Origin of the sequence: Enterobacter sp. SORGH_AS_0287, from assembly GCF_031453695.1 — a bacterium.
GTDB classification, from domain to species: Bacteria; Pseudomonadota; Gammaproteobacteria; order Enterobacterales; family Enterobacteriaceae; genus Enterobacter; species Enterobacter ludwigii.
The window spans coordinates 2842599-2862374 of record NZ_JAVIZW010000001.1 but is presented as its reverse complement, the minus strand read 5'-3'; the positions used below and the strand labels follow the sequence as shown (position 1 = coordinate 2862374).

Sequence of the window (19776 nt, the reverse complement as noted above, 5' to 3'; positions counted from 1 at the left end):
ACGGAAAAAAAGCATGTTACAGGTATACCTTGTTCGCCACGGTGAGACGCAGTGGAACGCCGAGCGACGTATTCAAGGCCAGTCAGACAGTCCTCTTACTGAAAAGGGTGTGCAGCAGGCGTGGCAGGTGGCAGAACGCGCCAGAACGCTGGGCATTACGCATGTTATCACCAGCGACTTAGGTCGCACACAGCAGACGGCGCGCATCATTGCCGATGCCTGTGGTTGTGATGTCATGATCGAGCCGCGTCTGCGCGAGCTGGATATGGGCGTGCTGGAAAAACGGCATATCGATACGCTGACGGAAACGGAAGAGGGCTGGCGTCGCACGCTGGTCAACGGCACCGAAGATGGCCGTATTCCGGAAGGCGAATCCATGCAGGAGCTGAGCGTGCGCATGCATGCCGCGCTGGCGGAATGCCTGAAGCTTCCGGCCGGGAGCCGTCCGCTGCTGGTGAGTCACGGTATTGCGCTGGGTTGCCTGGTGAGCACGATTCTGGGGTTACCTGCGTATGCAGAGCGCCGTTTGCGTCTGCGCAACTGCTCTATTTCCCGTATCGACTATCAGGAAAGCGCGTGGCTGGCGTCAGGTTGGGTCGTAGAGATGGCAGGGGACATTTCGCATCTTGATGCCCCTGCACTTGACGAACTTCAGCGTTAACGACGTATCGGAATTAAGAATTCCATACGCAGATTGATTGGGCCTTCTTCCGGTTTAGCATCGCTTGCCGGATAGTAGCGCTCAATATCCTGACCTTTACGGCGATTCAGGTTCAGCATTGGCATGCAGGTTCCGTAAACGGTCAGGATAAATTCCTGTACACCCGTTCCCAGCCCTTCATAAGCGAACATCACGTATTCGCCGCCTTCCAGCACCACGAGCTTTGAACCCTGAATATAGCCATTCGCCAGCTCTGGCGTTAACGCGGTGGTGTAGAACACCTCCTGCTCGTCGTCTTTTTCCTGGCTTGGGTGCGTTTCGTTGAGACCATACAGGATGGGCGGGATCGCCGGTGCATGGCTCAGGAAGTCGCGCCAGAACTGAACGCGCATCTGATGACGGAATTCTGAAATCTGCTCCAGCGAACAGGAGTAGCTTTGCGTCGTACCAATCAGGTGCGTTTCTGGCAGGGTGATAAATTCATATTTCGGCATTGCAAACTCGCCCAGACGCAGCGGCGGACGCATGCCAAACGAGCTCCAGTCAGGCGAGCGGCGATAGAGCGCTGGCGTTAACGAGAACTGTTTTTTAAAGGCGCGGGTAAAGGTTTGCTGCGAGTCGAAACGATATTGCAGTGCAATATCCAGAATCGGCCGCGCGGTCAGGCGTAATGCCACCGCTGATTTTGACAGACGACGTGCGCGGATATAGGCCCCGATAGCATGACCGGTGACATCCTTGAACATCCTTTGCAGATGCCACTTGGAATAGCCTGCTTTAGCCGCCACATTATCCAGTGACAAAGGCTGGTCGAGATGACCTTCCAGCCAGGTGAGCAGGTCGCGAATAATTCCAGCCTGATCCATATACTATCCTCATCCTTAAAACAGCAGGTGCCTGATAACAGGTTAGCGGATAATAGCATTTTTTGATGTTTTAGCATTCAGTGTTTTTTTTGCGCATTAATGCCTTTTGTTCCTCGTTTTGGGTGAATATATTCTAATCCTGTGATCTTGCTACATTTTTGTCTACAGTGTTGAATAATCGCTCAGCGTAATTCTTAAAAATGGTAACAATATGAAATACAAGACTTTGATCTTCACTGCCCTGATGTTGACGGTGGGGCACGCCGCGCAGGCGGAACAGATTGGTTCTGTCGATACCGTTTTCAAAGTGTTCGGCCCGGACCACAAGATTGTGGTGGAGGCGTTTGACGATCCGGACGTGAAAAACGTCACCTGCTACGTTAGTCGGGCGAAAACCGGGGGCATTAAAGGCGGGCTTGGGCTGGCTGAAGATACCTCCGATGCGGCAATCTCCTGCCAGCAGGTCGGTCCTGTGGAGCTGAGTGACAAAATCAAAAACGGCAAAGCGCAGGGCGACGTGGTTTTCCAGAAACGGACCTCGCTGGTGTTTAAAAAGCTGCAGGTGGTGCGTTTTTATGACGCCAAACGCAACACGCTCGCCTATCTGGCCTATTCCGACAAAGTGGTTGAAGGCTCACCGAAAAACGCCATCAGCGCCGTGCCGATCATGCCATGGCACTAATTCAGGGATGAATCATGCAGCAACCTCTGGTCTGGCTGGTTGAGGACGAAATCAGTATCGCCGACACGCTACTCTACATGCTTCAGCAGGAGGGGTTTGCGGTGAAGGCTTTCGGGCGTGGGTTACCGGTACTGGAAGAGGCGCGGCGGCAGGTCCCCGCGCTGGCGATTCTGGATGTCGGGTTGCCTGACATCAGCGGCTTTGAACTCTGCCGTCAGCTTCTGGCGCAGCATCCGTCACTGCCGATCCTGTTCCTGACGGCGCGAAGTGACGAGGTGGATAAGCTGCTCGGGCTGGAGATGGGCGCGGATGATTATGTCGCCAAACCCTTCTCCCCGCGTGAAGTCTGTGCCCGGGTGAGGACTATTCTACGGCGGTTACAAAAATCCACCGCCCCTGCCGAGATCGTTCGTATCGGGCAGTTTGAGCTGAACGAACCCGCCGCCAGAATCAGCTGGTATGGGGAGCCTTTACCGCTCACGCGCTACGAGTTCCTGCTGCTCAAAACATTGTTGCAGGCACCGGGCCGGGTCTTTTCTCGCCAGCAGCTTATGGACAAAGTGTGGGGCGAAGACGGCGATAGCTTCGATCGTACCGTGGATACGCATATCAAAACCTTGCGCGCCAAGCTGCGCGCGGTCAATGACGGGCTTTCGCCCATCAGTACCCATCGCGGGATGGGTTACAGTCTGGGGCTTTATTAATGCGTATTGGCATGCGTCTGCTGCTGGGCTATTTCCTGATTGTCGCTATCGCCGCGTGGTTTGTGCTGTCTATCTTCGTGCAGGAGGTCAAGCCCGGCGTGCGCAGAGCCACCGAAGGCACGCTGATTGACACTGCGACCCTGCTGGCGGAAGTGGGGCGAGACGACCTGCTCGCAGGCAATCCGCAGCAGGGCAAGCTGGCTCAGGCCTTTTCACGGCTCCATCAGCGGCCGTTTCGCGCCAACATTGGCGGCATTCATAAAGTCCGCAACGAGTACCACGTCTACATGACCGATGCCACGGGCAAGGTGGTGTTTGATTCGGCGGGCCTGGCGGTAGGAAAAGACTACTCCCGCTGGAATGACGTTTGGCTGACGCTTCGCGGGGAATATGGCGCGCGCAGCACCCAGAGCAACCCTGACGATCCGGAAAGTACGGTGATGTATGTTGCCGCACCGGTAATGGACAGGGGCAACATTATCGGCGTGCTGTCGGTCGGAAAACCTAACAGCGCCATGGCGCCGGTTATTCACCGTAGCGAGCGGCGGATCCTGTGGGCGGGTGGGGCGCTGCTCGGCATTGCCCTGCTGATTGGTCTGCTGGTGGCGGGATGGATCAATCGTTCCATTGGCAGATTGTCGCGCTACGCCGATGCGGTGACCACGGACACGCCTCTCCCGCTGCCTAACCCCGGCAGCAGTGAGCTACGAAAGCTGGCGCAGGCGCTGGAAAATATGCGCATTCGCCTCGAGGGTAAGAATTACATCGAGCGTTATGTGCATGCGCTTACTCACGAACTCAAAAGCCCGCTGGCGGCAATCCGCGGCGCGGCAGAGATCCTTAATGAGCAGCCGCCGCCGGCGGTGGCCGCGCGGTTTATCGATAATATTCTGGTGCAAAACGCGCGTATGCAGTCGCTGGTGGAAAAACTGCTCTCTCAGGCGCGTCTTGAAAACCGGGTAGAGATAGAGCCGGTGAGCGTGAGTATCAGCACGCTGTTTTCACGGCTTGCGGATTCACGCTCCGCCGTTATCACGGCGAAAAATATCATCCTGACCTGCCAGCCCACTTCGCTGCAGGTGCAGGGCGACCCCGAGCTGCTTGAACAGGCGCTGGGCAATTTGCTGGATAATGCCATCGATTTTACCCCGCAGGGCGGGACGCTTCAGCTGGCTGCCGAGGAGACGCCAACCGAGATCCGGCTTACCGTAAGCGACAGCGGAAGCGGGATACCGGACTATGCCATGGCGCGTATTTTTGAACGTTTTTACTCGCTCCCCCGCGAGAACGGGTTGAAAAGTAGCGGGCTGGGTCTGGCATTCGTGCAGGAGGTGGCGCGTCTGCATCAGGGGGACATTGCTCTGCATAACCAGCCAGAAGGCGGCGTGAAAGCCACGCTGACACTTCACCGTCACTTCACATAACTTCAAACTGGCCCCACATAGCCCCGGTACGCTCTCCTCATCACAAAGGAGACGTAATGATGAAATCCCCCCTGTTCTGGAAAGTAAGCACCCTGCTGGGGTGCATTCTGCTGTTGTTAGTCCCGCTCTTTATGGTCAGTAACCTGATTTCGGAGCGTGAGAGCTACCGTAACGATGTTGAACACTCGCTTCGCCAAAGCACCAGCGGGCCGCAAAAGCTGGTAGGACCGCTGATTGCCATTCCTGTCACCGAGGTTTTTTACAAACTAGAAGATGAAAAAAAGGTCGAATACAAAAAAAGCTACCTGCACTTTATCCTGCCGGAATCTCTGCTCGTTGAGGGAAATCAGCGCGTGGAGTCCAGAAGCATCGGTATTTATGACGGGCAAATCTGGAACACCGATCTCAAAATAAAAGCGCAGTTTTCGACGGAGAAAATGGCGCAGCTGAAGGGCGAAACCATGACGCTGGGGCAGCCATTCCTGGTGATTGGCGTGGGTGATGCCCGGGGCATTGGTACGGTGAAGGTCGCAAAAATCAACGGTGAGACGCTCAGCGTAGAGCCGGGAACCGGCGTGTATGGCACACTTGCCGGTATTCATATTCCGCTGAGTGATAAAGCCCTTGAGCCGAAAACGCTCGCCCTTGATATGTCGTTTAACCTGGCGGGGACGGGCAGTTTTGCGGTGGTGCCTGTCGGGCGTAACAGCGAAATGACGCTGAGCAGTAACTGGCCGCACCCGGGATTTATGGGATACTACTTGCCTGTTAAGCATCAGATTAGCGAGTCTGGTTTCCAGGCAAACTGGCAGAGCAGCTGGTTTGCTAACAACATGCAAAGCTGGTTCGCCGAGGGCGAGTCACCGGAGTGGAGTTCAATCCCAGCCTTTAGCGTGACGGTTGCCACGCCAGCGGATCAGTACCAGCTGACAGACCGCGCGATCAAGTACGCTATTTTACTGATTGCACTGACGTTTATGGCCTTCTTCGTGTTCGAAACCCTCACCGGATTGCGTCTGCACCCAATGCAGTATCTGCTGGTAGGGTTGTCGCTGGTCCTGTTCTATCTCGTCTTACTTGCCCTGTCTGAGCATGTCGGGTTTACGCCGGCCTGGATTATTGCAAGCCTTGTCGGCGCGATGATGAATGGTGTGTACCTGCAGGCGGTACTGAAAAGCTGGAGGCGAAGCGGGGTGTTTATTCTGGCGCTGCTGGGGCTGGATGTCGTGATGTGGTTCCTGCTGCGTTCTGAGGACAGCGCGTTGCTGCTGGGCGCTGCCGTACTGGCGATGGCACTGTTTGCGGTCATGTACCTGACGCGTCACCTTGACTGGTATTCGCTCTCTCAGCCGAAGCGTCCCGTCCCCCCCGTTGAACCTGATGCGGATACGATGCGAGTCTGGAAATAAAAAACGGCGCGAAAGCGCCGTTTTTTTACTTCAGTTGCCGGATTACTCCTGCAGGTCGCCGCAGAAACGATAACCTTCACCGTGAATAGTGGCGATAATTTCCGGCGTATCAGGCGTAGATTCGAAATGTTTACGGATACGACGGATGGTCACGTCTACGGTACGGTCGTGCGGCTTCAGCTCACGGCCGGTCATTTTCTTCAGCAGTTCTGCACGGGACTGAATTTTGCCCGGATTTTCACAGAAGTGCAGCATCGCGCGGAATTCACTGCGCGGCAGTTTATACTGCTCACCGTTCGGGCTAATCAGTGAACGGCTATTGATATCAAGTTCCCAGCCGTTGAACTTGTAGCTGTCTACGCTACGACGCTCTTCGCTGACCGTGCCCAGGTTCATGGTGCGGGACAGCAGGTTGCGTGCACGAATGGTTAACTCGCGTGGATTAAACGGTTTAGTGATGTAGTCATCCGCACCGATTTCCAGGCCAAGGATTTTATCAACTTCGTTATCACGGCCTGTCAGGAACATTAACGCGACGTTCGCCTGTTCACGCAGTTCGCGCGCCAGAAGAAGGCCGTTTTTGCCCGGCAGGTTGATATCCATGATCACCAGGTTGATATCATTTTCAGAAAGGATCTGATGCATCTCTGCGCCATCGGTCGCTTCAAAGACATCGTAGCCTTCTGCTTCGAAAATGCTCTTTAACGTGTTGCGTGTTACCAACTCGTCTTCAACGATAAGAATGTGCGGGGTCTGCATGTTTGCTACCTAAATTGCCAACTAAATCGAAACAGGAAGTACAAAAGTCCCTGACCTGCCTGATGCATGTCGCAAATTAACATGACCGGCCTAACGTGACTAAAGTACGTAATTGCGTTCTTGATGCACTTTCCATCAACGTCAACAACATCATTAGCTTGGTCGTGGGTACTTTCCCTTTGGACCCGACAGTGTCAAAAACGGCTGTCATCCTAACCATTTTAACAGCAACATAACAGGCTAAGTGACACCAGACACCCAATAAAACTACGCTTCGTTGACATATATCAAGTTCAATTGTAGCACGTTAACAGTTTGATGAAATCATCGTAGCCGAATGCTAGCCTTTGTCACAATTTTTCAATAAACCAACTAGTTGCGTACCTTGATTTATAAACGATACGAATCCAATCAGAAATGAGTATTCATGAGGTCATTACCATTATAAAACATAAGGATAATAGCCTTCTGTTAACATTCTAACTGATTGTTCAGCCACAAAATAGTTTAGCGTTTTTAATTTGTTCTGAAACGCTATTTCGGTGATTTGTGTTGCATTTTTGTAAATTCGCGCCGCGTAATATGTTGAAGTGCATCACATTTTTACCCGCTAACTGATTAAAAAGAGAGCATAAATGCATCTGTCGATTGTACTGGTCGCCCCAGCCAGAGCCGAAAATATAGGCGCTGCGGCGCGTGCCATGAAGACCATGGGTTTTACCGATCTTCGCATCGTGGACAGCCAGGCGCACCTCGAGCCCGCGGCCCGTTGGGTGGCGCACGGTTCAGGGGATATTCTCGATAATATAACCACTTACGACACGCTCGCCGCTGCGTTGCACGACATTTCTTTTACCGTGGCGACCACGGCACGCAGCCGGGCAAAGTTCCACTATTACGCCACGCCGGCGGAACTGGTGCCGATGTTAACGGAGAAAAGCCAGTGGCTGACGAAGGCCGCGCTGGTCTTTGGGCGGGAAGATTCCGGTCTGACGAACGAGGAGCTGGCGTTAGCGGACGTCCTGACCGGTGCGCCGATGGTGGCGGATTATCCGTCGCTAAATTTAGGCCAGGCGGTAATGGTGTATTGCTATCAATTAGCCTCCCTAATACAAATTCCTCAACCCCAGTCTGAAGGGGCAGATGAAAACCAGCTGGCCGCGCTGCGCGCTCGCGTTGACCAACTGTTATTACAACTCGGTGTCGAGGAAGATCAAAAAATGGCGGACTGGCTGCATCAGCGACTTGGGCGTCTTGAGCAGCGAGACACGGCAATGTTGCACCGTTTGCTGCATGATATTGAAAAAAAATTGGCCGAGTAAAATGCTGTCATAAGTTTTTACTATGGCGTATCCGTCTGTCTGGGTGGGGTGCGTCTGGGGGAATCGGATGAAAATAAATCTGCAAGCAGCGGGACGTGAGAGCGTCCCGAATTGTGATCAAATTAAAAATTCATTGACTTAAGGTGCCCAATCCTTTAACCCTAAAAGAATACAGCACAGACAGATAATAATGACAGAGTACACAACATCCATGAAACGCATCAGCATCACCACCATTACAACAACCATCATCATTACCACAGGAAATGATGCGGGCTGACGCGTACAGGAAAAACAGAAAAAAGCCCGCACCCAAACAGTGCGGGCTTTTTTTTCGGCTAAAGGAAACGAGGTAGAACCATGCGAGTGTTGAAGTTCGGCGGTACATCAGTGGCAAATGCAGAACGTTTTCTGCGTGTTGCCGATATCCTGGAGAGCAACGCCAGGCAGGGGCAGGTCGCGACCGTGCTCTCTGCCCCGGCAAAAATCACCAACCACCTGGTGGCGATGATTGAAAAGACCATCGGTGGCCAGGATGCACTCCCGAACTTGAGCGACGCCGAGTGTATCTTCGCTGAGCTGCTGCAGGGACTGGCGGAGGCGCAGCCGGGTTTCCCGCTCGCACAGCTGAAATCCTTTGTTGATCAAGAGTTCGCCCAAATCAAACACGTGCTGCACGGTATCAGCCTTTTAGGTCAGTGCCCGGACAGCATCAACGCGGCGTTAATCTGCCGTGGTGAAAAATTGTCGATTGCCATCATGGCGGGCCTGCTGGAAGCGCGTGGCCACAATGTGTCGGTTATCGATCCCGTTGAAAAACTGCTGGCAGTGGGTCACTACCTCGAGTCTACCGTTGATATAGCCGAATCAACCCGTCGCATTGCCGCGAGCAAAATTCCGTCTGACCATATGATCCTGATGGCGGGCTTCACCGCCGGAAACGAGAAGGGTGAACTTGTCGTACTGGGCCGTAACGGCTCCGACTACTCTGCTGCCGTGCTGGCAGCCTGTTTGCGCGCCGACTGTTGTGAGATCTGGACTGACGTCGACGGTGTATACACCTGCGATCCGCGCCAGGTGCCGGACGCCAGGCTGCTGAAGTCGATGTCATACCAGGAAGCGATGGAGCTTTCCTACTTCGGCGCTAAAGTTCTCCACCCTCGCACCATCTCTCCCATTGCCCAGTTCCAGATCCCTTGCCTGATTAAAAACACCGGTAACCCGCAAGCGCCAGGCACGCTGATTGGTGCCAGTACCGATGAAGACGGCCTGCCGGTGAAAGGCATTTCTAACCTGAACAATATGGCCATGTTCAGCGTTTCCGGCCCGGGAATGAAAGGCATGGTCGGTATGGCGGCCCGCGTTTTCGCGGCCATGTCCCGCAACGGTATCTCGGTTGTACTGATCACTCAGTCCTCTTCTGAATACAGTATCAGCTTCTGCGTACCGCAGGGGGATTGTCTGCGCGCCCGTCGTGCGCTGGAAGAAGAGTTTTACCTTGAGCTGAAAGAAGAGCTGCTGGAGCCGCTTTCTATCCAGGAACGCCTGGCGGTTATCTCGGTGGTGGGCGACGGTATGCGTACGCTGCGCGGTATCTCGGCCAAATTCTTTGCCGCGCTGGCCAGGGCCAACATCAACATTGTGGCCATTGCCCAGGGGTCATCTGAGCGTTCAATCTCGGTGGTCGTTGACAACGACGATGCGACAACCGGCGTTCGTGTGGTTCATCAGATGCTGTTCAACACCGATCAGGTGATCGAGCTGTTCCTGATTGGCGTGGGCGGTGTGGGTGGCGCGCTGCTGGAGCAGGTGAAGCGTCAGCAGGAGTGGTTGAAGAAAAAGCACATTGATCTGCGCGTGTGCGGTATCGCGAACTCAAAAGCGCTGCTGACCAACGTTCATGGTCTGAACCTGGAAAACTGGCAGACTGAGCTGAATGATGCCAAAGAGCCCTTTAATCTGGGCCGGTTGATCCGCCTGGTGAAAGAGTATCACCTGCTTAACCCGGTCATTGTCGACTGTACCTCGAACCAGGCGGTGGCCGATCAGTACGCCGATTTCCTGCGCGAAGGTTTCCACGTGGTGACGCCAAACAAAAAGGCCAACACCTCGTCGATGGATTACTATCACCAGCTGCGTCTGGCGGCGAGCAAGTCACGGCGTAAGTTCCTCTACGACACCAACGTGGGCGCGGGCCTGCCGGTGATCGAGAACCTGCAAAACCTGCTGAACGCGGGGGATGAACTGCAGCGTTTCTCCGGCATTCTTTCCGGCTCGCTGTCGTTTATCTTCGGCAAGCTGGATGAGGGCATGAGCCTGTCGGAAGCGACCCGTGCCGCGCGTGAACTGGGGTACACCGAGCCGGATCCGCGAGACGATCTCTCCGGTATGGATGTGGCGCGTAAGTTGCTCATACTGGTGCGTGAAACGGGCCGTGAGCTGGAGCTTTCCGATATCGTGATTGAGCCTGTTCTGCCTGCCGGGTTTGACGACAGCGGTGACGTGAACACCTTTATGGCCAATTTAGCGCAGCTAGACGACGCCTTTGCCGCACGCGTTGCGAAAGCCCGTGATGAAGGTAAGGTATTGCGCTATGTTGGCAATATTGAAGACGATGGTATGTGCCGCGTGAAGATTGCTGAAGTGGATGGCAACGACCCGCTGTTCAAAGTAAAAAACGGCGAAAACGCCCTCGCGTTTTACAGCCACTATTATCAGCCACTGCCGCTGGTGCTTCGCGGCTATGGCGCAGGGAATGATGTTACCGCGGCGGGTGTATTTGCCGATTTGCTGCGTACCCTGTCATGGAAGTTAGGAGTTTAACATGGTGAAAGTTTATGCCCCGGCTTCCAGCGCCAATATGAGCGTCGGATTTGATGTGCTGGGTGCGGCGGTGACGCCGGTGGATGGTTCGCTGCTGGGCGATACGGTAACGGTTGAAGCGGCAGAGAGCTTTAGCCTGAATAACGTGGGCCGCTTCGCCAGCAAACTGCCGACAGACCCGCGCGAGAATATCGTTTATCAGTGCTGGGAGCGGTTCTGTCAGGAGATCGGCAAAAATGTGCCGGTCGCCATGACGCTGGAGAAAAGTATGCCGATTGGCTCTGGTCTGGGTTCCAGCGCCTGCTCCGTGGTCGCCGGACTGGTGGCCATGAATGAGCACTGCGGCAAGCCGCTGAATAATAACCGTCTGCTCGGGTTAATGGGCGAGCTGGAAGGGCGCATCTCCGGCAGCATTCATTATGACAACGTCGCCCCTTGCTTCCTCGGCGGTATGCAGCTGATGATTGAAGAAAATGGCATCATCAGCCAGCAGGTGCCAGGGTTTGATGAGTGGCTGTGGGTGCTGGCCTATCCCGGTATTAAGGTATCCACCGCTGAAGCGCGTGCGATCCTGCCTGCGCAGTATCGTCGTCAGGACTGTATCGCTCATGGACGTCATCTGGCCGGCTTTATTCACGCCTGCTACACCCGTCAGCCGCAGCTGGCAGCAAAATTAATGAAAGACGTTATCGCCGAGCCGTACCGCACTAAGCTGCTGCCTGGCTTTAACGAGGCGCGACAGGCGTCAATGGATACCGGCGCCCTGGCGTGCGGTATCTCCGGCTCCGGCCCGACGCTGTTCGCCCTGTGCGATAAGCCAGACACGGCGCAGCGCGTGGCGGACTGGCTCTCTAAACACTACCTGCAAAATCAGGAAGGCTTTGTTCATATTTGCCGTCTGGACACGGCTGGCGCACGAGTACTGGGATAACGAATGAAACTCTACAACCTTAAAGATCATAACGAGCAGGTCAGCTTCGCGCAGGCGGTGACTCAGGGACTGGGCAAAAATCAGGGGCTGTTCTTCCCCCATGACCTGCCGGAATTTCAGCTGACCGACATTGATGAACTGCTGAAGCAGGACTTTGTCACCCGCAGCACTAAAATTCTCTCTGCCTTTATCGGCGATGAAATCCCGCAGGAGCTGCTGGAAGAGCGCGTGCGTGCAGCATTCGCTTTCCCGGCACCGGTTAAGCAGGTTGAGCCGGATGTCGGCTGCCTTGAGCTGTTCCACGGTCCAACCCTGGCGTTTAAAGACTTCGGTGGCCGCTTTATGGCGCAGATGCTGACCCACATCAGCGGCGACAAACCGGTAACGATTCTGACGGCGACCTCCGGAGATACCGGTGCGGCCGTTGCCCATGCGTTCTATGGTCTGAAGAACGTTCGCGTGGTGATCCTCTACCCGAAAGGCAAAATTAGTCCGCTGCAGGAAAAACTGTTCTGTACGCTCGGGGGCAACATTGAAACCGTGGCGATTGACGGCGATTTCGATGCCTGTCAGGCGCTGGTCAAGCAGGCCTTCGATGATGAAGAGCTGAAAGTGGCGCTGGGTCTGAACTCGGCGAACTCCATTAACATCAGCCGTCTGCTGGCGCAGATCTGCTACTACTTCGAAGCGGTTGCACAGCTGCCACAGGAGGCGCGCAATCAGCTGGTCGTCTCCGTACCAAGCGGCAACTTTGGTGACCTGACGGCGGGCCTGCTGGCGAAATCGCTCGGCCTGCCGGTAAAACGCTTTATCGCCGCCACCAACGCCAACGACACCGTGCCGCGCTTCCTGAAAGACGGTAAATGGGCGCCGAACGCCACGCAGGCGACGCTTTCGAATGCGATGGACGTAAGCCAGCCAAACAACTGGCCGCGTGTGGAAGAGCTTTTCCGCCGTAAGGTCTGGCGTCTGGGCGATCTGGGTTACGCCGCGGTGACGGATGAGACCACCAAAGCCACCCTGCGTGAGCTGAAAGCGGCGGGGTACACCTCTGAACCGCATGCGGCGATCGCTTACCGTGCGCTGCGCGATCAGCTGAATCCGGGGGAGTATGGCCTGTTCCTGGGAACGGCTCATCCGGCGAAGTTCAAAGAGAGCGTGGAAGTGATTCTGGGTGAAACGCTGCCGCTGCCAAAAGAGCTGGCCGAGCGTGCGGACCTGCCGCTGCTTTCGCATGAACTGCCCGCGGATTTCGCCGCGCTGCGTAAGTTGATGATGACGCGCGGATAACGATTCTGTCACCCTATGCAGGCCGGGTAAGGTGAAACTTACCCGGCTTTTTTTATGGAGAAATTAAGGAGAAAAATAGCAGTAAAAAAGCAGAAATTCCCAATAAATGCGGTCACTTAGCGATTAGGATTGCAGAGAATAACATCCCCCGTCCTCCTCACGTATTCTCCTTACATCGGCCCACATCGGGTAAATGAATAAGGAGTCACCTATGTCTAAACTGAAACCTGCTCTGCTGGTGCTTTCAATGATGCTGGTCGCTCCGATGGCGGTTCAGGCCTCTGAAATCACCCTCGTCCCTGCGGTAAAACTGCAGATTGGCGATCAGGATAATCGTGGTCACTACTGGGATGGTGGCCGCTGGCGCGACCATGACTGGTGGAAGGCTCACTATGACTGGCGCGATAATCACTGGCGCCCACATGACGAGCATCACGATCGTCATCATGATGACCACCATCACGATCGTCACGACGACCCGCGTCCTGGCCCGGACTGGAAACACCATTAATGCAAAACCCCGCCATCTGGCGGGGTTTGTTTTACTGCTCGTGGCGCTTAAACACCAGTTCGCCTTTCCCTGACGCTTCTTCATCGAAGAAGTAGCCTTCGCTGTTGAAGGCGGTCAGTTGCTCCGGCTTCGTCAGGCGGTTCTGAATGATGTAGCGGCTCATCAACCCACGCGCTTTTTTGGCGTAGAAGCTGATGACCTTGAACTTGCCGTTTTTCTCATCGAGGAAAACGGGCTTGATAATTTCCGCATCCAGCTTTTTCGGCTTCACCGATTTGTAGTATTCATCGGAGGCCAGATTGATCACCACATTATCGCCCTGAGCACGCAGCGCAGCGTTCAGTTTGTCGGTGATGATATCGCCCCAGAAATGGTACAGATCTTTGCCTTTAGGGTTTTCCAGGCGGATACCCATCTCCAGACGATACGGCTGCATCAGGTCCAACGGGCGCAGCACGCCGTACAGACCTGACAACATGCGCAGATGCTGCTGGGCGAAGTCGAAATCGGCTTCGCTAAAATCTTCCGCCTGCAGGCCGGTATACACATCACCTTTAAACGCCAGAAGCGCCTGGCGGGCGTTGTTCGGCGTGAAGTCCGGGTGCCACTCGTGGAAACGGGTCGCGTTAAGATCCGCCAGTTTGTCGCTGATGCTCATCAGCGAGGCAATTTGTGGCGCAGAGAGCTTACGCGCGACGTGAATCAGCTGTTGCGAATAGTCCAGCAGTTCAGGCTGGGTATAGCGCTCGGTGGCGAGCGGGCTCTGGTAATCGAGCGTTTTAGCAGGTGAAATCAGAATCAGCATATCCAGTCCTTGCAGGAAATTTAGAGCGACTTTAGCAAAAAATCGCCCTCAATTGATCGATAGCTGTTATTGCCGTGGCAAATCATCCCAGGTGCCGGGCGCAATTTGCGCCTGGATGTCGGGATAACGCGAGGCATCAAAGACCGGCGGTACGCCCAGTTTGCGCTGACGAAGATAGTCCCGTGCGATAAGCGTAACCACGGGTGAGAGCAGCAGGATCGCCGTCAGGTTAGTGATGGCCATGAGCGCCATAAAGACATCCGCCAGTTGCCAGACCAGCGGCATGCTGAGCAGCGAACCTGCTAACACCATCAGTATCACCCCGAGGCGCAGCAGCGTGATCATACGGCGGGAGTCCACTTTCAGGAAAATAAGGTTATTTTCGGCGTAGAGGTAATTCACAACAATCGAGCTGAAGGCGAATAACAGCAGGATGAGCGAGACAAACCCGGCTCCCCAGCCGCCCGTCAGATTCACCAGTGCCTGCTGAAGCAGTTGTATGCCGGCTGTTTCCGATGAGTGAGGTACCGGGCCGGCCAGCAGCAGGATCATGGCGCTGGCGGAACAGATAATAATGGTGTCCGTAAAAACGCCAATCATCTGAACAATGCCTTGTGCCGCCGGGTGAGGCGGCCAGGACGCGGCGGCGGCTGCAGCATTGGGGGTTGACCCCATACCGGCTTCATTGGAGAACATTCCGCGCTGAAAGCCCGACATCAGCGCCTGGCTGAAGGTATAGCCCAGTGCGCCCGATGCCGCCTCGCGCCAGCCAAATGCGCTTTTGAAGATAGTTGCAATCACTTCCGGCACCTGCTCGATATGCCGTGCGGCGACGAACAGGCTGGCGGCAACCCACAGCAGCGCCATGACAGGCACCAGCCACTGCATCAGGCGGGCGACACCTTTTAGGCCGGTCGAAATGGTCAGCAGGATACAGAGGGCTAAAACAAGCCCGGTGATCCACTCCGGACACGCAAAGGCATAGCGCAAGGCATGGGCGACAGAATTCGCCTGAACGGTATTAAAAATCAGACCGTACGCGAGCAGTAAAAACAGCGAAAACAGCACGCCCATCCAGCGCATTCCTAAGCCACGCGCCATGTACCAGGCCGGGCCGCCGCGAAACTGTCCGTTTTTATCTTTTTCTTTGTAGAGTTGGGCGAGGGCGCTTTCGGCAAAGGAGGTGGCCATCCCGATAAGCGCCGTGACCCACATCCAGAAAACGGCGCCCGGGCCACCGGCGCTGATGGCCAGTGCCACCCCTGCCATATTACCGCTGCCGAGGCGTGCGGCAATGCTGGTGCAGAGGGCCTGGAAAGAGGTTAATCCGCCCGGCTGGGGCGTGACGCTGTTTTTCAGACTTCTGCCAAATTTGCGAATATAACGAAACTGGATAAACCCGCTGCGTAGCGTAAACCAAATACCTGCACCCAGCAGCAGGTATATCATTATCGAACCCCAAAGGACTTCATTAATAAAGAAAAGGAAATCAGGCATTAACGTCCCTCTTGTTGATGCCAAAATGAATATGTAAGCGCTACCACTGATTGGACATGCTATTACTTAGCAGCCTGTTAATATTCTGAGTTTATCATACTCTGTCTAAGCGCACTGTCTGCGGTTGCGCTACCCCTCCGTCGTGTTATCATCAGGGCAGACCGGTTACATCCCCCTAACAAGTAAACCTGTCATTTTTCCGCTGCAGGCATGCTGTCGGTAGCGTGAATTATCCAGGGCACGTTAAAAGAGAAACACTATCATGACGGATAAATTGACCTCCCTTCGTCAGTTCACCACTGTCGTAGCTGACACCGGAGATATCGCGGCAATGAAGCTGTACCAGCCGCAGGATGCCACCACCAACCCTTCTCTGATCCTTAACGCCGCACAGATCCCTGAGTATCGCAAACTGATTGACGACGCAGTGACCTGGGCGAAAGCACAGAGCAACGACCGCGCGCAGCAGGTTGTTGATGCCACTGATAAACTGGCCGTGAACATTGGTCTGGAAATTCTGAAACTGGTTCCTGGCCGCATCTCTACCGAAGTTGACGCACGTCTCTCCTACGACACCGAAGCGTCTATCGCCAAAGCAAAACGTCTGATCAAAATGTACAACGATGCCGGCATCAGCAATGACCGCATCCTGATCAAACTGGCGTCAACCTGGCAGGGTATTCGTGCAGCTGAACAGCTGGAAAAAGACGGTATCAACTGTAACCTGACGCTGCTGTTCTCCTTCGCACAGGCGCGTGCATGTGCGGAAGCCGGCGTATACCTGATTTCTCCATTCGTTGGCCGTATTCTGGACTGGTACAAAGCCAACACGGATAAGAAAGAGTACGCGGCATCTGAAGATCCAGGCGTCGTTTCCGTGACCGAAATCTACGAATACTACAAACAGCACGGTTATGAGACTGTGGTGATGGGCGCAAGCTTCCGTAACGTAGGTGAAATCATCGAACTGGCTGGCTGTGACCGCCTGACCATCGCCCCGGCACTGCTGAAAGAGCTGGCTGAAAGCGAAGGTGCTATCGAGCGTAAACTGTCCTACACCGGTGAAGTGAAAGCGCGTCCGGAGCGCATCACTGAATCTGAGTTCCTGTGGCAGCATAACCAGGATCCAATGGCTGTAGATAAACTGGCGGACGGTATCCGTAAGTTTGCTATCGACCAGGAAAAACTGGAAAAAATGATCGGCGACCTGCTGTAATCATTCTGCGTGACCGGGTCCCCGGTCACGCTACTTCTTTCGTACTCTGTCTGAATTTCCCCTCTGCGTGTATCATTCCCTTTAATCAGTACTTTTTTGAATGGAATGGATATGAATACCTTACGCATCGGCTTAGTGTCGATTTCTGACCGCGCCTCCAGCGGTGTTTATCAGGATAAAGGCATCCCCGCGCTGGAAGAATGGCTGGGCAGTGCGTTGACAACCCCCTTTGAGATCCAGACCCGCCTGATCCCTGACGAACAGCCAATTATCGAACAGACACTCTGTGAGCTGGTGGATGAGATGAGCTGCCACCTGGTATTGACTACGGGAGGCACCGGGCCTGCGCGCCGGGACGTCACTCCGGATGCCACGCTGGCGGTTGCCGATCGTGAGATGCCTGGCTTCGGTGAGCAGATGCGCCAGATCAGTCTACACTTTGTCCCGACGGCGATCCTCTCCCGTCAGGTCGGGGTGATCCGCAAGCAGGCATTGATTCTGAATTTGCCGGGCCAGCCGAAGTCCATCAAAGAGACGCTTGAAGGACTGAAAGCGGAAGATGGCAGCGTGATCGTGCACGGGATTTTTGCAAGTGTACCGTATTGTATACAGTTGCTAGACGGCCCGTATGTGGAAACCGATGAGAAAGTGGTAGCAGCTTTTCGTCCGAAAAACGCCCGTCGCGAGACAATCTCCTGAAATTAATCAATATGTGACATTAGCTGAAGCGACGGTAGCGTGGTAAGGGTTTTACGGTATAGTAATTTTTTCTTTACGTTTGCTGTAAAAATAAATCCACAACACAAGCCAAATGGTTCGCTATGTCACATAACACCCGATCTCTGAATCGACAGGACTATAAAACCCTCACGCTCGCGGCCTTAGGCGGTGCGCTGGAGTTTTACGACTTTATCATCTTCGTCTTCTTCGCCGCCGTGGTGGGGGAGCTTTTCTTCCCGGCAGATATCCCGGAGTGGTTGCGCCAGGTGCAAACCTTCGGCATTTTTGCCGCCGGGTATCTGGCACGACCGCTGGGTGGCATTGTGATGGCCCACTTTGGTGACCTGGTCGGGCGTAAGAAGATGTTCACGCTCAGCATTTTACTGATGGCCGTGCCGACGCTGGCCATTGGTCTGCTGCCCACTTACGCCTCAATGGGCATTGTTGCTCCGCTGCTGCTGTTGCTGATGCGCATTCTTCAGGGGGCGGCGATTGGCGGCGAAGTGCCGGGGGCCTGGGTGTTTGTGGCGGAGCATGTGCCGGCGCGCCGCATCGGCATCGCCTGTGGAACCTTAACGGCGGGGCTGACTGTCGGTATCCTCCTCGGTTCAGTGGTGGCCACTATCGTGAATACCAGCATGACGCAACAGGCGGTTCACGACTGGGGATGGCGCGTACCGTTCCTGCTCGGCGGGGCGTTTGGCCTGGTGGCGATGTATCTTCGCCGCTGGCTGCAGGAGACACCTATTTTCCTTGAGATGCAGCAGCGCAAGGCGCTGGCGCAGGAGTTACCGGTAAAAGCCGTGGTGGTGCGCCACCGAAGCGCGGTTGTGGTGTCGATGCTGCTCACCTGGCTGCTGTCGGCGGGCATCGTGGTCGTTATCTTAATGTCTCCGGTATGGCTGCAAAAGCAGTACGGTTTTGCGCCGGCGGTAACGTTGCAGGCAAACAGTATCGCCACCATTATGCTCTGCTTTGGCTGTCTGGCCGCGGGGCTGGCCGTTGATCGTATCGGTGCCGGCCTGACTTTCATCATCGGCAGTCTGCTGCTGGCTGCGTCGAGCTGGGCGTTTTACCACCTGGCAGGCAGCCATCCTGAACAGCTGTTCCTGCTCTACGGTACGGTCGGGCTGTGCGTGGGGGTTGTCGGTGCAGTGCCGTATGTGATGGTGCGAGCTTTTCCGCCAGAGGTCCGCTTCACCGGGATCTCTTTTTCCTATAACGTCTCTTACGCCATCTTTGGCGGGCTGACGCCGATTGCGGTCACGGTGTTGATGGGAGTATCCCCGATGGCACCCGCCTGGTATGTGCTCGCGCTGTCGGTGATGGGGCTGGTGTTAGGCATTTGGCTTCGGCAGAAACAGGGATGTCGTGCCCGCGAGGCGGACACGACAGATGGATCAGTGTTTTTCACCAATCGGTAGGATGGTGCGGTCAAACTGCTCGTTCAGCACTTCACCCATTGCCAGGTAGATAGCGCTTGCGCCGCACACCAGACCAATCCAGCCGGCAATATGCACGATGCTTTCGTTATCCACGAGGTGGCCGATCGCCAGCAGGGCGAACAGCACGGTCAGGCTCAGGAAAACAAACTGCAGTGCGCGGTTGCCTTTCAGGGTGCCGAAGAACATAAACAGCGTGAAGACGCCCCACAGACCGAGGTAAACGCCCAGGAAATGTGCGTTTGCCGCGTCTGCCAGGCCCATTTTAGGCATCAGCAGGATCGCGACCAGGGTCAGCCAGAAAGAACCATAAGAGGTAAATGCGGTTAAGCCGAAGGTGTTGCCTTTCTTATATTCCAGCAGGCCCGCGAAGATTTGCGCGATACCGCCGTAAAAAATGCCCATCGCCAGGATAATGCCATCCATCGGGAACATTCCGATGTTGTGCAGGTTCAGCAGGATAGTGGTCATGCCAAAACCCATCAGGCCCAGCGGAGCCGGATTAGCCAACTTAGTGTTGCCCATAAGTCCTCAAAAAAATCATCATTAATATGGTGAAATGGTTAAACCCGCGTCAGTTCTCCCTGACGGGGCGCGGCATCATAATGGGCGCAATCAATGCCGTCTATGATCTCATCAGGGTGAAATTAAAAATTTTTTTTACCGTTCCCCCTTGATGGACGCTGGCGCGACCCCATCTTGTAGTCAACCGCA

General features: G+C 54.9%; 20 protein-coding genes and 1 other annotated feature. Of the genes, 15 read left to right on the top strand and 5 right to left on the bottom strand.

Annotated elements, in window-relative coordinates:
- Nucleotides 1–13 precede the first annotated feature (13 nt).
- The gene (gene gpmB, locus QE396_RS13560) at nucleotides 14–661 is read left to right on the top strand and encodes a 2,3-diphosphoglycerate-dependent phosphoglycerate mutase GpmB (RefSeq protein ID WP_014168550.1); all 648 of its coding nucleotides are present in this window, start codon (nucleotides 14–16) and stop codon (nucleotides 659–661) included.
- Here gpmB and robA read toward each other — a convergent pair.
- Nucleotides 658–1527: an MDR efflux pump AcrAB transcriptional activator RobA gene (gene robA / locus QE396_RS13555; protein WP_279256644.1), complete on the bottom strand. Its 870-nt coding sequence runs from the start codon at nucleotides 1525–1527 to the stop codon at nucleotides 658–660. The two genes, gpmB and robA, sit on opposite strands and share 4 nt — an antisense overlap.
- A 211-nt stretch (nucleotides 1528–1738) precedes the next feature.
- On the opposite strand from robA, the gene creA reads away from it, so the two are divergent.
- From creA to creD, 4 genes are read left to right on the top strand one after another with little or no spacing between them, the layout of a single operon-like run.
- The gene (gene creA, locus QE396_RS13550) at nucleotides 1739–2209 is read left to right on the top strand and encodes a protein CreA (protein ID WP_014168552.1); all 471 of its coding nucleotides are present in this window, start codon (nucleotides 1739–1741) and stop codon (nucleotides 2207–2209) included.
- A gap of 14 nt (nucleotides 2210–2223) precedes the next feature.
- Entirely contained in the window at nucleotides 2224–2913 is a 690-nt protein-coding gene (gene creB / locus QE396_RS13545) for a two-component system response regulator CreB (RefSeq protein ID WP_014168553.1), read from the top strand.
- On the top strand, nucleotides 2913–4337 hold the full coding sequence (creC, locus tag QE396_RS13540; protein WP_279256645.1) for a two-component system sensor histidine kinase CreC: 1425 nt from the start codon (nucleotides 2913–2915) through the stop codon (nucleotides 4335–4337). The genes creB and creC overlap by 1 nt, the downstream gene beginning before the upstream one ends.
- 56 nt (nucleotides 4338–4393) lie before the next feature.
- Nucleotides 4394–5746 carry a cell envelope integrity protein CreD gene (gene creD, locus QE396_RS13535; RefSeq protein WP_014168555.1) on the top strand — a complete coding sequence of 451 codons (1353 nt, stop codon included), beginning with the start codon at nucleotides 4394–4396 and terminating at the stop codon, nucleotides 5744–5746.
- Nucleotides 5747–5788: 42 nt separating this feature from the next.
- On the opposite strand, the gene arcA is transcribed toward creD, so the two are convergent.
- The gene (gene arcA / locus QE396_RS13530; RefSeq protein ID WP_003856501.1) at nucleotides 5789–6505 is read right to left on the bottom strand and encodes a two-component system response regulator ArcA; all 717 of its coding nucleotides are present in this window, start codon (nucleotides 6503–6505) and stop codon (nucleotides 5789–5791) included.
- 95 nt (nucleotides 6506–6600) lie between these two features.
- On the opposite strand from arcA, the gene yjjY reads away from it, so the two are divergent.
- From yjjY to QE396_RS13495, 7 genes are all read left to right on the top strand, one after another.
- The gene (yjjY, locus tag QE396_RS13525; protein ID WP_001541509.1) at nucleotides 6601–6741 is read left to right on the top strand and encodes a protein YjjY; all 141 of its coding nucleotides are present in this window, start codon (nucleotides 6601–6603) and stop codon (nucleotides 6739–6741) included.
- A gap of 399 nt (nucleotides 6742–7140) precedes the next feature.
- Entirely contained in the window at nucleotides 7141–7827 is a 687-nt protein-coding gene (locus QE396_RS13520; RefSeq protein ID WP_020882534.1) for a tRNA/rRNA methyltransferase, read from the top strand.
- Nucleotides 7828–8038: 211 nt separating this feature from the next.
- Nucleotides 8039–8107 (top strand): thr operon leader peptide, encoded by a 69-nt coding sequence (gene thrL / locus QE396_RS13515; RefSeq protein ID WP_015572623.1) that lies wholly within the window; start codon nucleotides 8039–8041, stop codon nucleotides 8105–8107.
- Nucleotides 8046–8163: a sequence feature (Thr leader region), on the top strand. It overlaps the preceding gene by 62 nt.
- 24 nt (nucleotides 8164–8187) lie before the next feature.
- The gene (gene thrA / locus QE396_RS13510) at nucleotides 8188–10650 is read left to right on the top strand and encodes a bifunctional aspartate kinase/homoserine dehydrogenase I (RefSeq protein WP_309951329.1); all 2463 of its coding nucleotides are present in this window, start codon (nucleotides 8188–8190) and stop codon (nucleotides 10648–10650) included.
- A 1-nt stretch (nucleotide 10651) separates the two neighbouring features.
- Complete coding sequence (gene thrB / locus QE396_RS13505; RefSeq protein WP_014168558.1) at nucleotides 10652–11581, top strand: homoserine kinase; 930 nt, start codon at nucleotides 10652–10654, stop codon at nucleotides 11579–11581.
- A 3-nt stretch (nucleotides 11582–11584) separates the two neighbouring features.
- Complete coding sequence (gene thrC / locus QE396_RS13500) at nucleotides 11585–12871, top strand: threonine synthase (protein ID WP_014168559.1); 1287 nt, start codon at nucleotides 11585–11587, stop codon at nucleotides 12869–12871.
- A 211-nt stretch (nucleotides 12872–13082) separates the two neighbouring features.
- The gene (locus QE396_RS13495) at nucleotides 13083–13382 is read left to right on the top strand and encodes a DUF2502 domain-containing protein (RefSeq protein WP_020882537.1); all 300 of its coding nucleotides are present in this window, start codon (nucleotides 13083–13085) and stop codon (nucleotides 13380–13382) included.
- 31 nt (nucleotides 13383–13413) lie between these two features.
- On the opposite strand, the gene yaaA is transcribed toward QE396_RS13495, so the two are convergent.
- Complete coding sequence (gene yaaA, locus QE396_RS13490; protein ID WP_014168561.1) at nucleotides 13414–14187, bottom strand: peroxide stress protein YaaA; 774 nt, start codon at nucleotides 14185–14187, stop codon at nucleotides 13414–13416.
- Between the two features lie 66 nt (nucleotides 14188–14253).
- Nucleotides 14254–15684, bottom strand: a complete 1431-nt coding sequence (locus tag QE396_RS13485; RefSeq protein ID WP_032681687.1) for a sodium:alanine symporter family protein — start codon at nucleotides 15682–15684, stop codon at nucleotides 14254–14256.
- Nucleotides 15685–15946: 262 nt separating this feature from the next.
- On the opposite strand from QE396_RS13485, the gene tal reads away from it, so the two are divergent.
- The 3 genes from tal to QE396_RS13470 all read left to right on the top strand — a co-directional run bounded on the left by tal (nucleotide 15947) and on the right by QE396_RS13470 (nucleotide 19044).
- Entirely contained in the window at nucleotides 15947–16900 is a 954-nt protein-coding gene (gene tal / locus QE396_RS13480; RefSeq protein WP_014168563.1) for a transaldolase, read from the top strand.
- A gap of 111 nt (nucleotides 16901–17011) precedes the next feature.
- The gene (gene mog, locus QE396_RS13475) at nucleotides 17012–17599 is read left to right on the top strand and encodes a molybdopterin adenylyltransferase (protein WP_020882540.1); all 588 of its coding nucleotides are present in this window, start codon (nucleotides 17012–17014) and stop codon (nucleotides 17597–17599) included.
- A gap of 122 nt (nucleotides 17600–17721) precedes the next feature.
- Nucleotides 17722–19044, top strand: a complete 1323-nt coding sequence (locus QE396_RS13470; protein WP_279260243.1) for an MFS transporter — start codon at nucleotides 17722–17724, stop codon at nucleotides 19042–19044.
- Here QE396_RS13470 and satP read toward each other — a convergent pair.
- A complete protein-coding gene (gene satP / locus QE396_RS13465) occupies nucleotides 19021–19587 on the bottom strand; it encodes an acetate uptake transporter (protein ID WP_020882542.1) in 567 nt (188 codons plus the stop codon). The genes QE396_RS13470 and satP overlap by 24 nt on opposite strands.
- Nucleotides 19588–19776: the final 189 nt, after the last annotated feature.

What these genes read in the sequence shown, in the direction of transcription:
- robA (WP_279256644.1), bottom strand. Translation starts at nt 1,527, where the DNA reads ATGGATCAGGCTGGAATTATTCGCGACCTGCTCACCTGGCTGGAAGGT.
- QE396_RS13485 (WP_032681687.1), bottom strand. Translation starts at nt 15,684, where the DNA reads ATGCCTGATTTCCTTTTCTTTATTAATGAAGTCCTTTGGGGTTCGATA.
- creD (WP_014168555.1), top strand. Translation starts at nt 4,394, where the DNA reads ATGATGAAATCCCCCCTGTTCTGGAAAGTAAGCACCCTGCTGGGGTGC.
- creC (WP_279256645.1), top strand. Translation starts at nt 2,913, where the DNA reads ATGCGTATTGGCATGCGTCTGCTGCTGGGCTATTTCCTGATTGTCGCT.
- QE396_RS13470 (WP_279260243.1), top strand. Translation starts at nt 17,722, where the DNA reads ATGTCACATAACACCCGATCTCTGAATCGACAGGACTATAAAACCCTC.
- thrA (WP_309951329.1), top strand. Translation starts at nt 8,188, where the DNA reads ATGCGAGTGTTGAAGTTCGGCGGTACATCAGTGGCAAATGCAGAACGT.
- QE396_RS13520 (WP_020882534.1), top strand. Translation starts at nt 7,141, where the DNA reads ATGCATCTGTCGATTGTACTGGTCGCCCCAGCCAGAGCCGAAAATATA.
- tal (WP_014168563.1), top strand. Translation starts at nt 15,947, where the DNA reads ATGACGGATAAATTGACCTCCCTTCGTCAGTTCACCACTGTCGTAGCT.
- satP (WP_020882542.1), bottom strand. Translation starts at nt 19,587, where the DNA reads ATGGGCAACACTAAGTTGGCTAATCCGGCTCCGCTGGGCCTGATGGGT.
- yaaA (WP_014168561.1), bottom strand. Translation starts at nt 14,187, where the DNA reads ATGCTGATTCTGATTTCACCTGCTAAAACGCTCGATTACCAGAGCCCG.
- mog (WP_020882540.1), top strand. Translation starts at nt 17,012, where the DNA reads ATGAATACCTTACGCATCGGCTTAGTGTCGATTTCTGACCGCGCCTCC.
- thrC (WP_014168559.1), top strand. Translation starts at nt 11,585, where the DNA reads ATGAAACTCTACAACCTTAAAGATCATAACGAGCAGGTCAGCTTCGCG.
- creA (WP_014168552.1), top strand. Translation starts at nt 1,739, where the DNA reads ATGAAATACAAGACTTTGATCTTCACTGCCCTGATGTTGACGGTGGGG.
- arcA (WP_003856501.1), bottom strand. Translation starts at nt 6,505, where the DNA reads ATGCAGACCCCGCACATTCTTATCGTTGAAGACGAGTTGGTAACACGC.
- thrB (WP_014168558.1), top strand. Translation starts at nt 10,652, where the DNA reads ATGGTGAAAGTTTATGCCCCGGCTTCCAGCGCCAATATGAGCGTCGGA.
- gpmB (WP_014168550.1), top strand. Translation starts at nt 14, where the DNA reads ATGTTACAGGTATACCTTGTTCGCCACGGTGAGACGCAGTGGAACGCC.
- QE396_RS13495 (WP_020882537.1), top strand. Translation starts at nt 13,083, where the DNA reads ATGTCTAAACTGAAACCTGCTCTGCTGGTGCTTTCAATGATGCTGGTC.
- creB (WP_014168553.1), top strand. Translation starts at nt 2,224, where the DNA reads ATGCAGCAACCTCTGGTCTGGCTGGTTGAGGACGAAATCAGTATCGCC.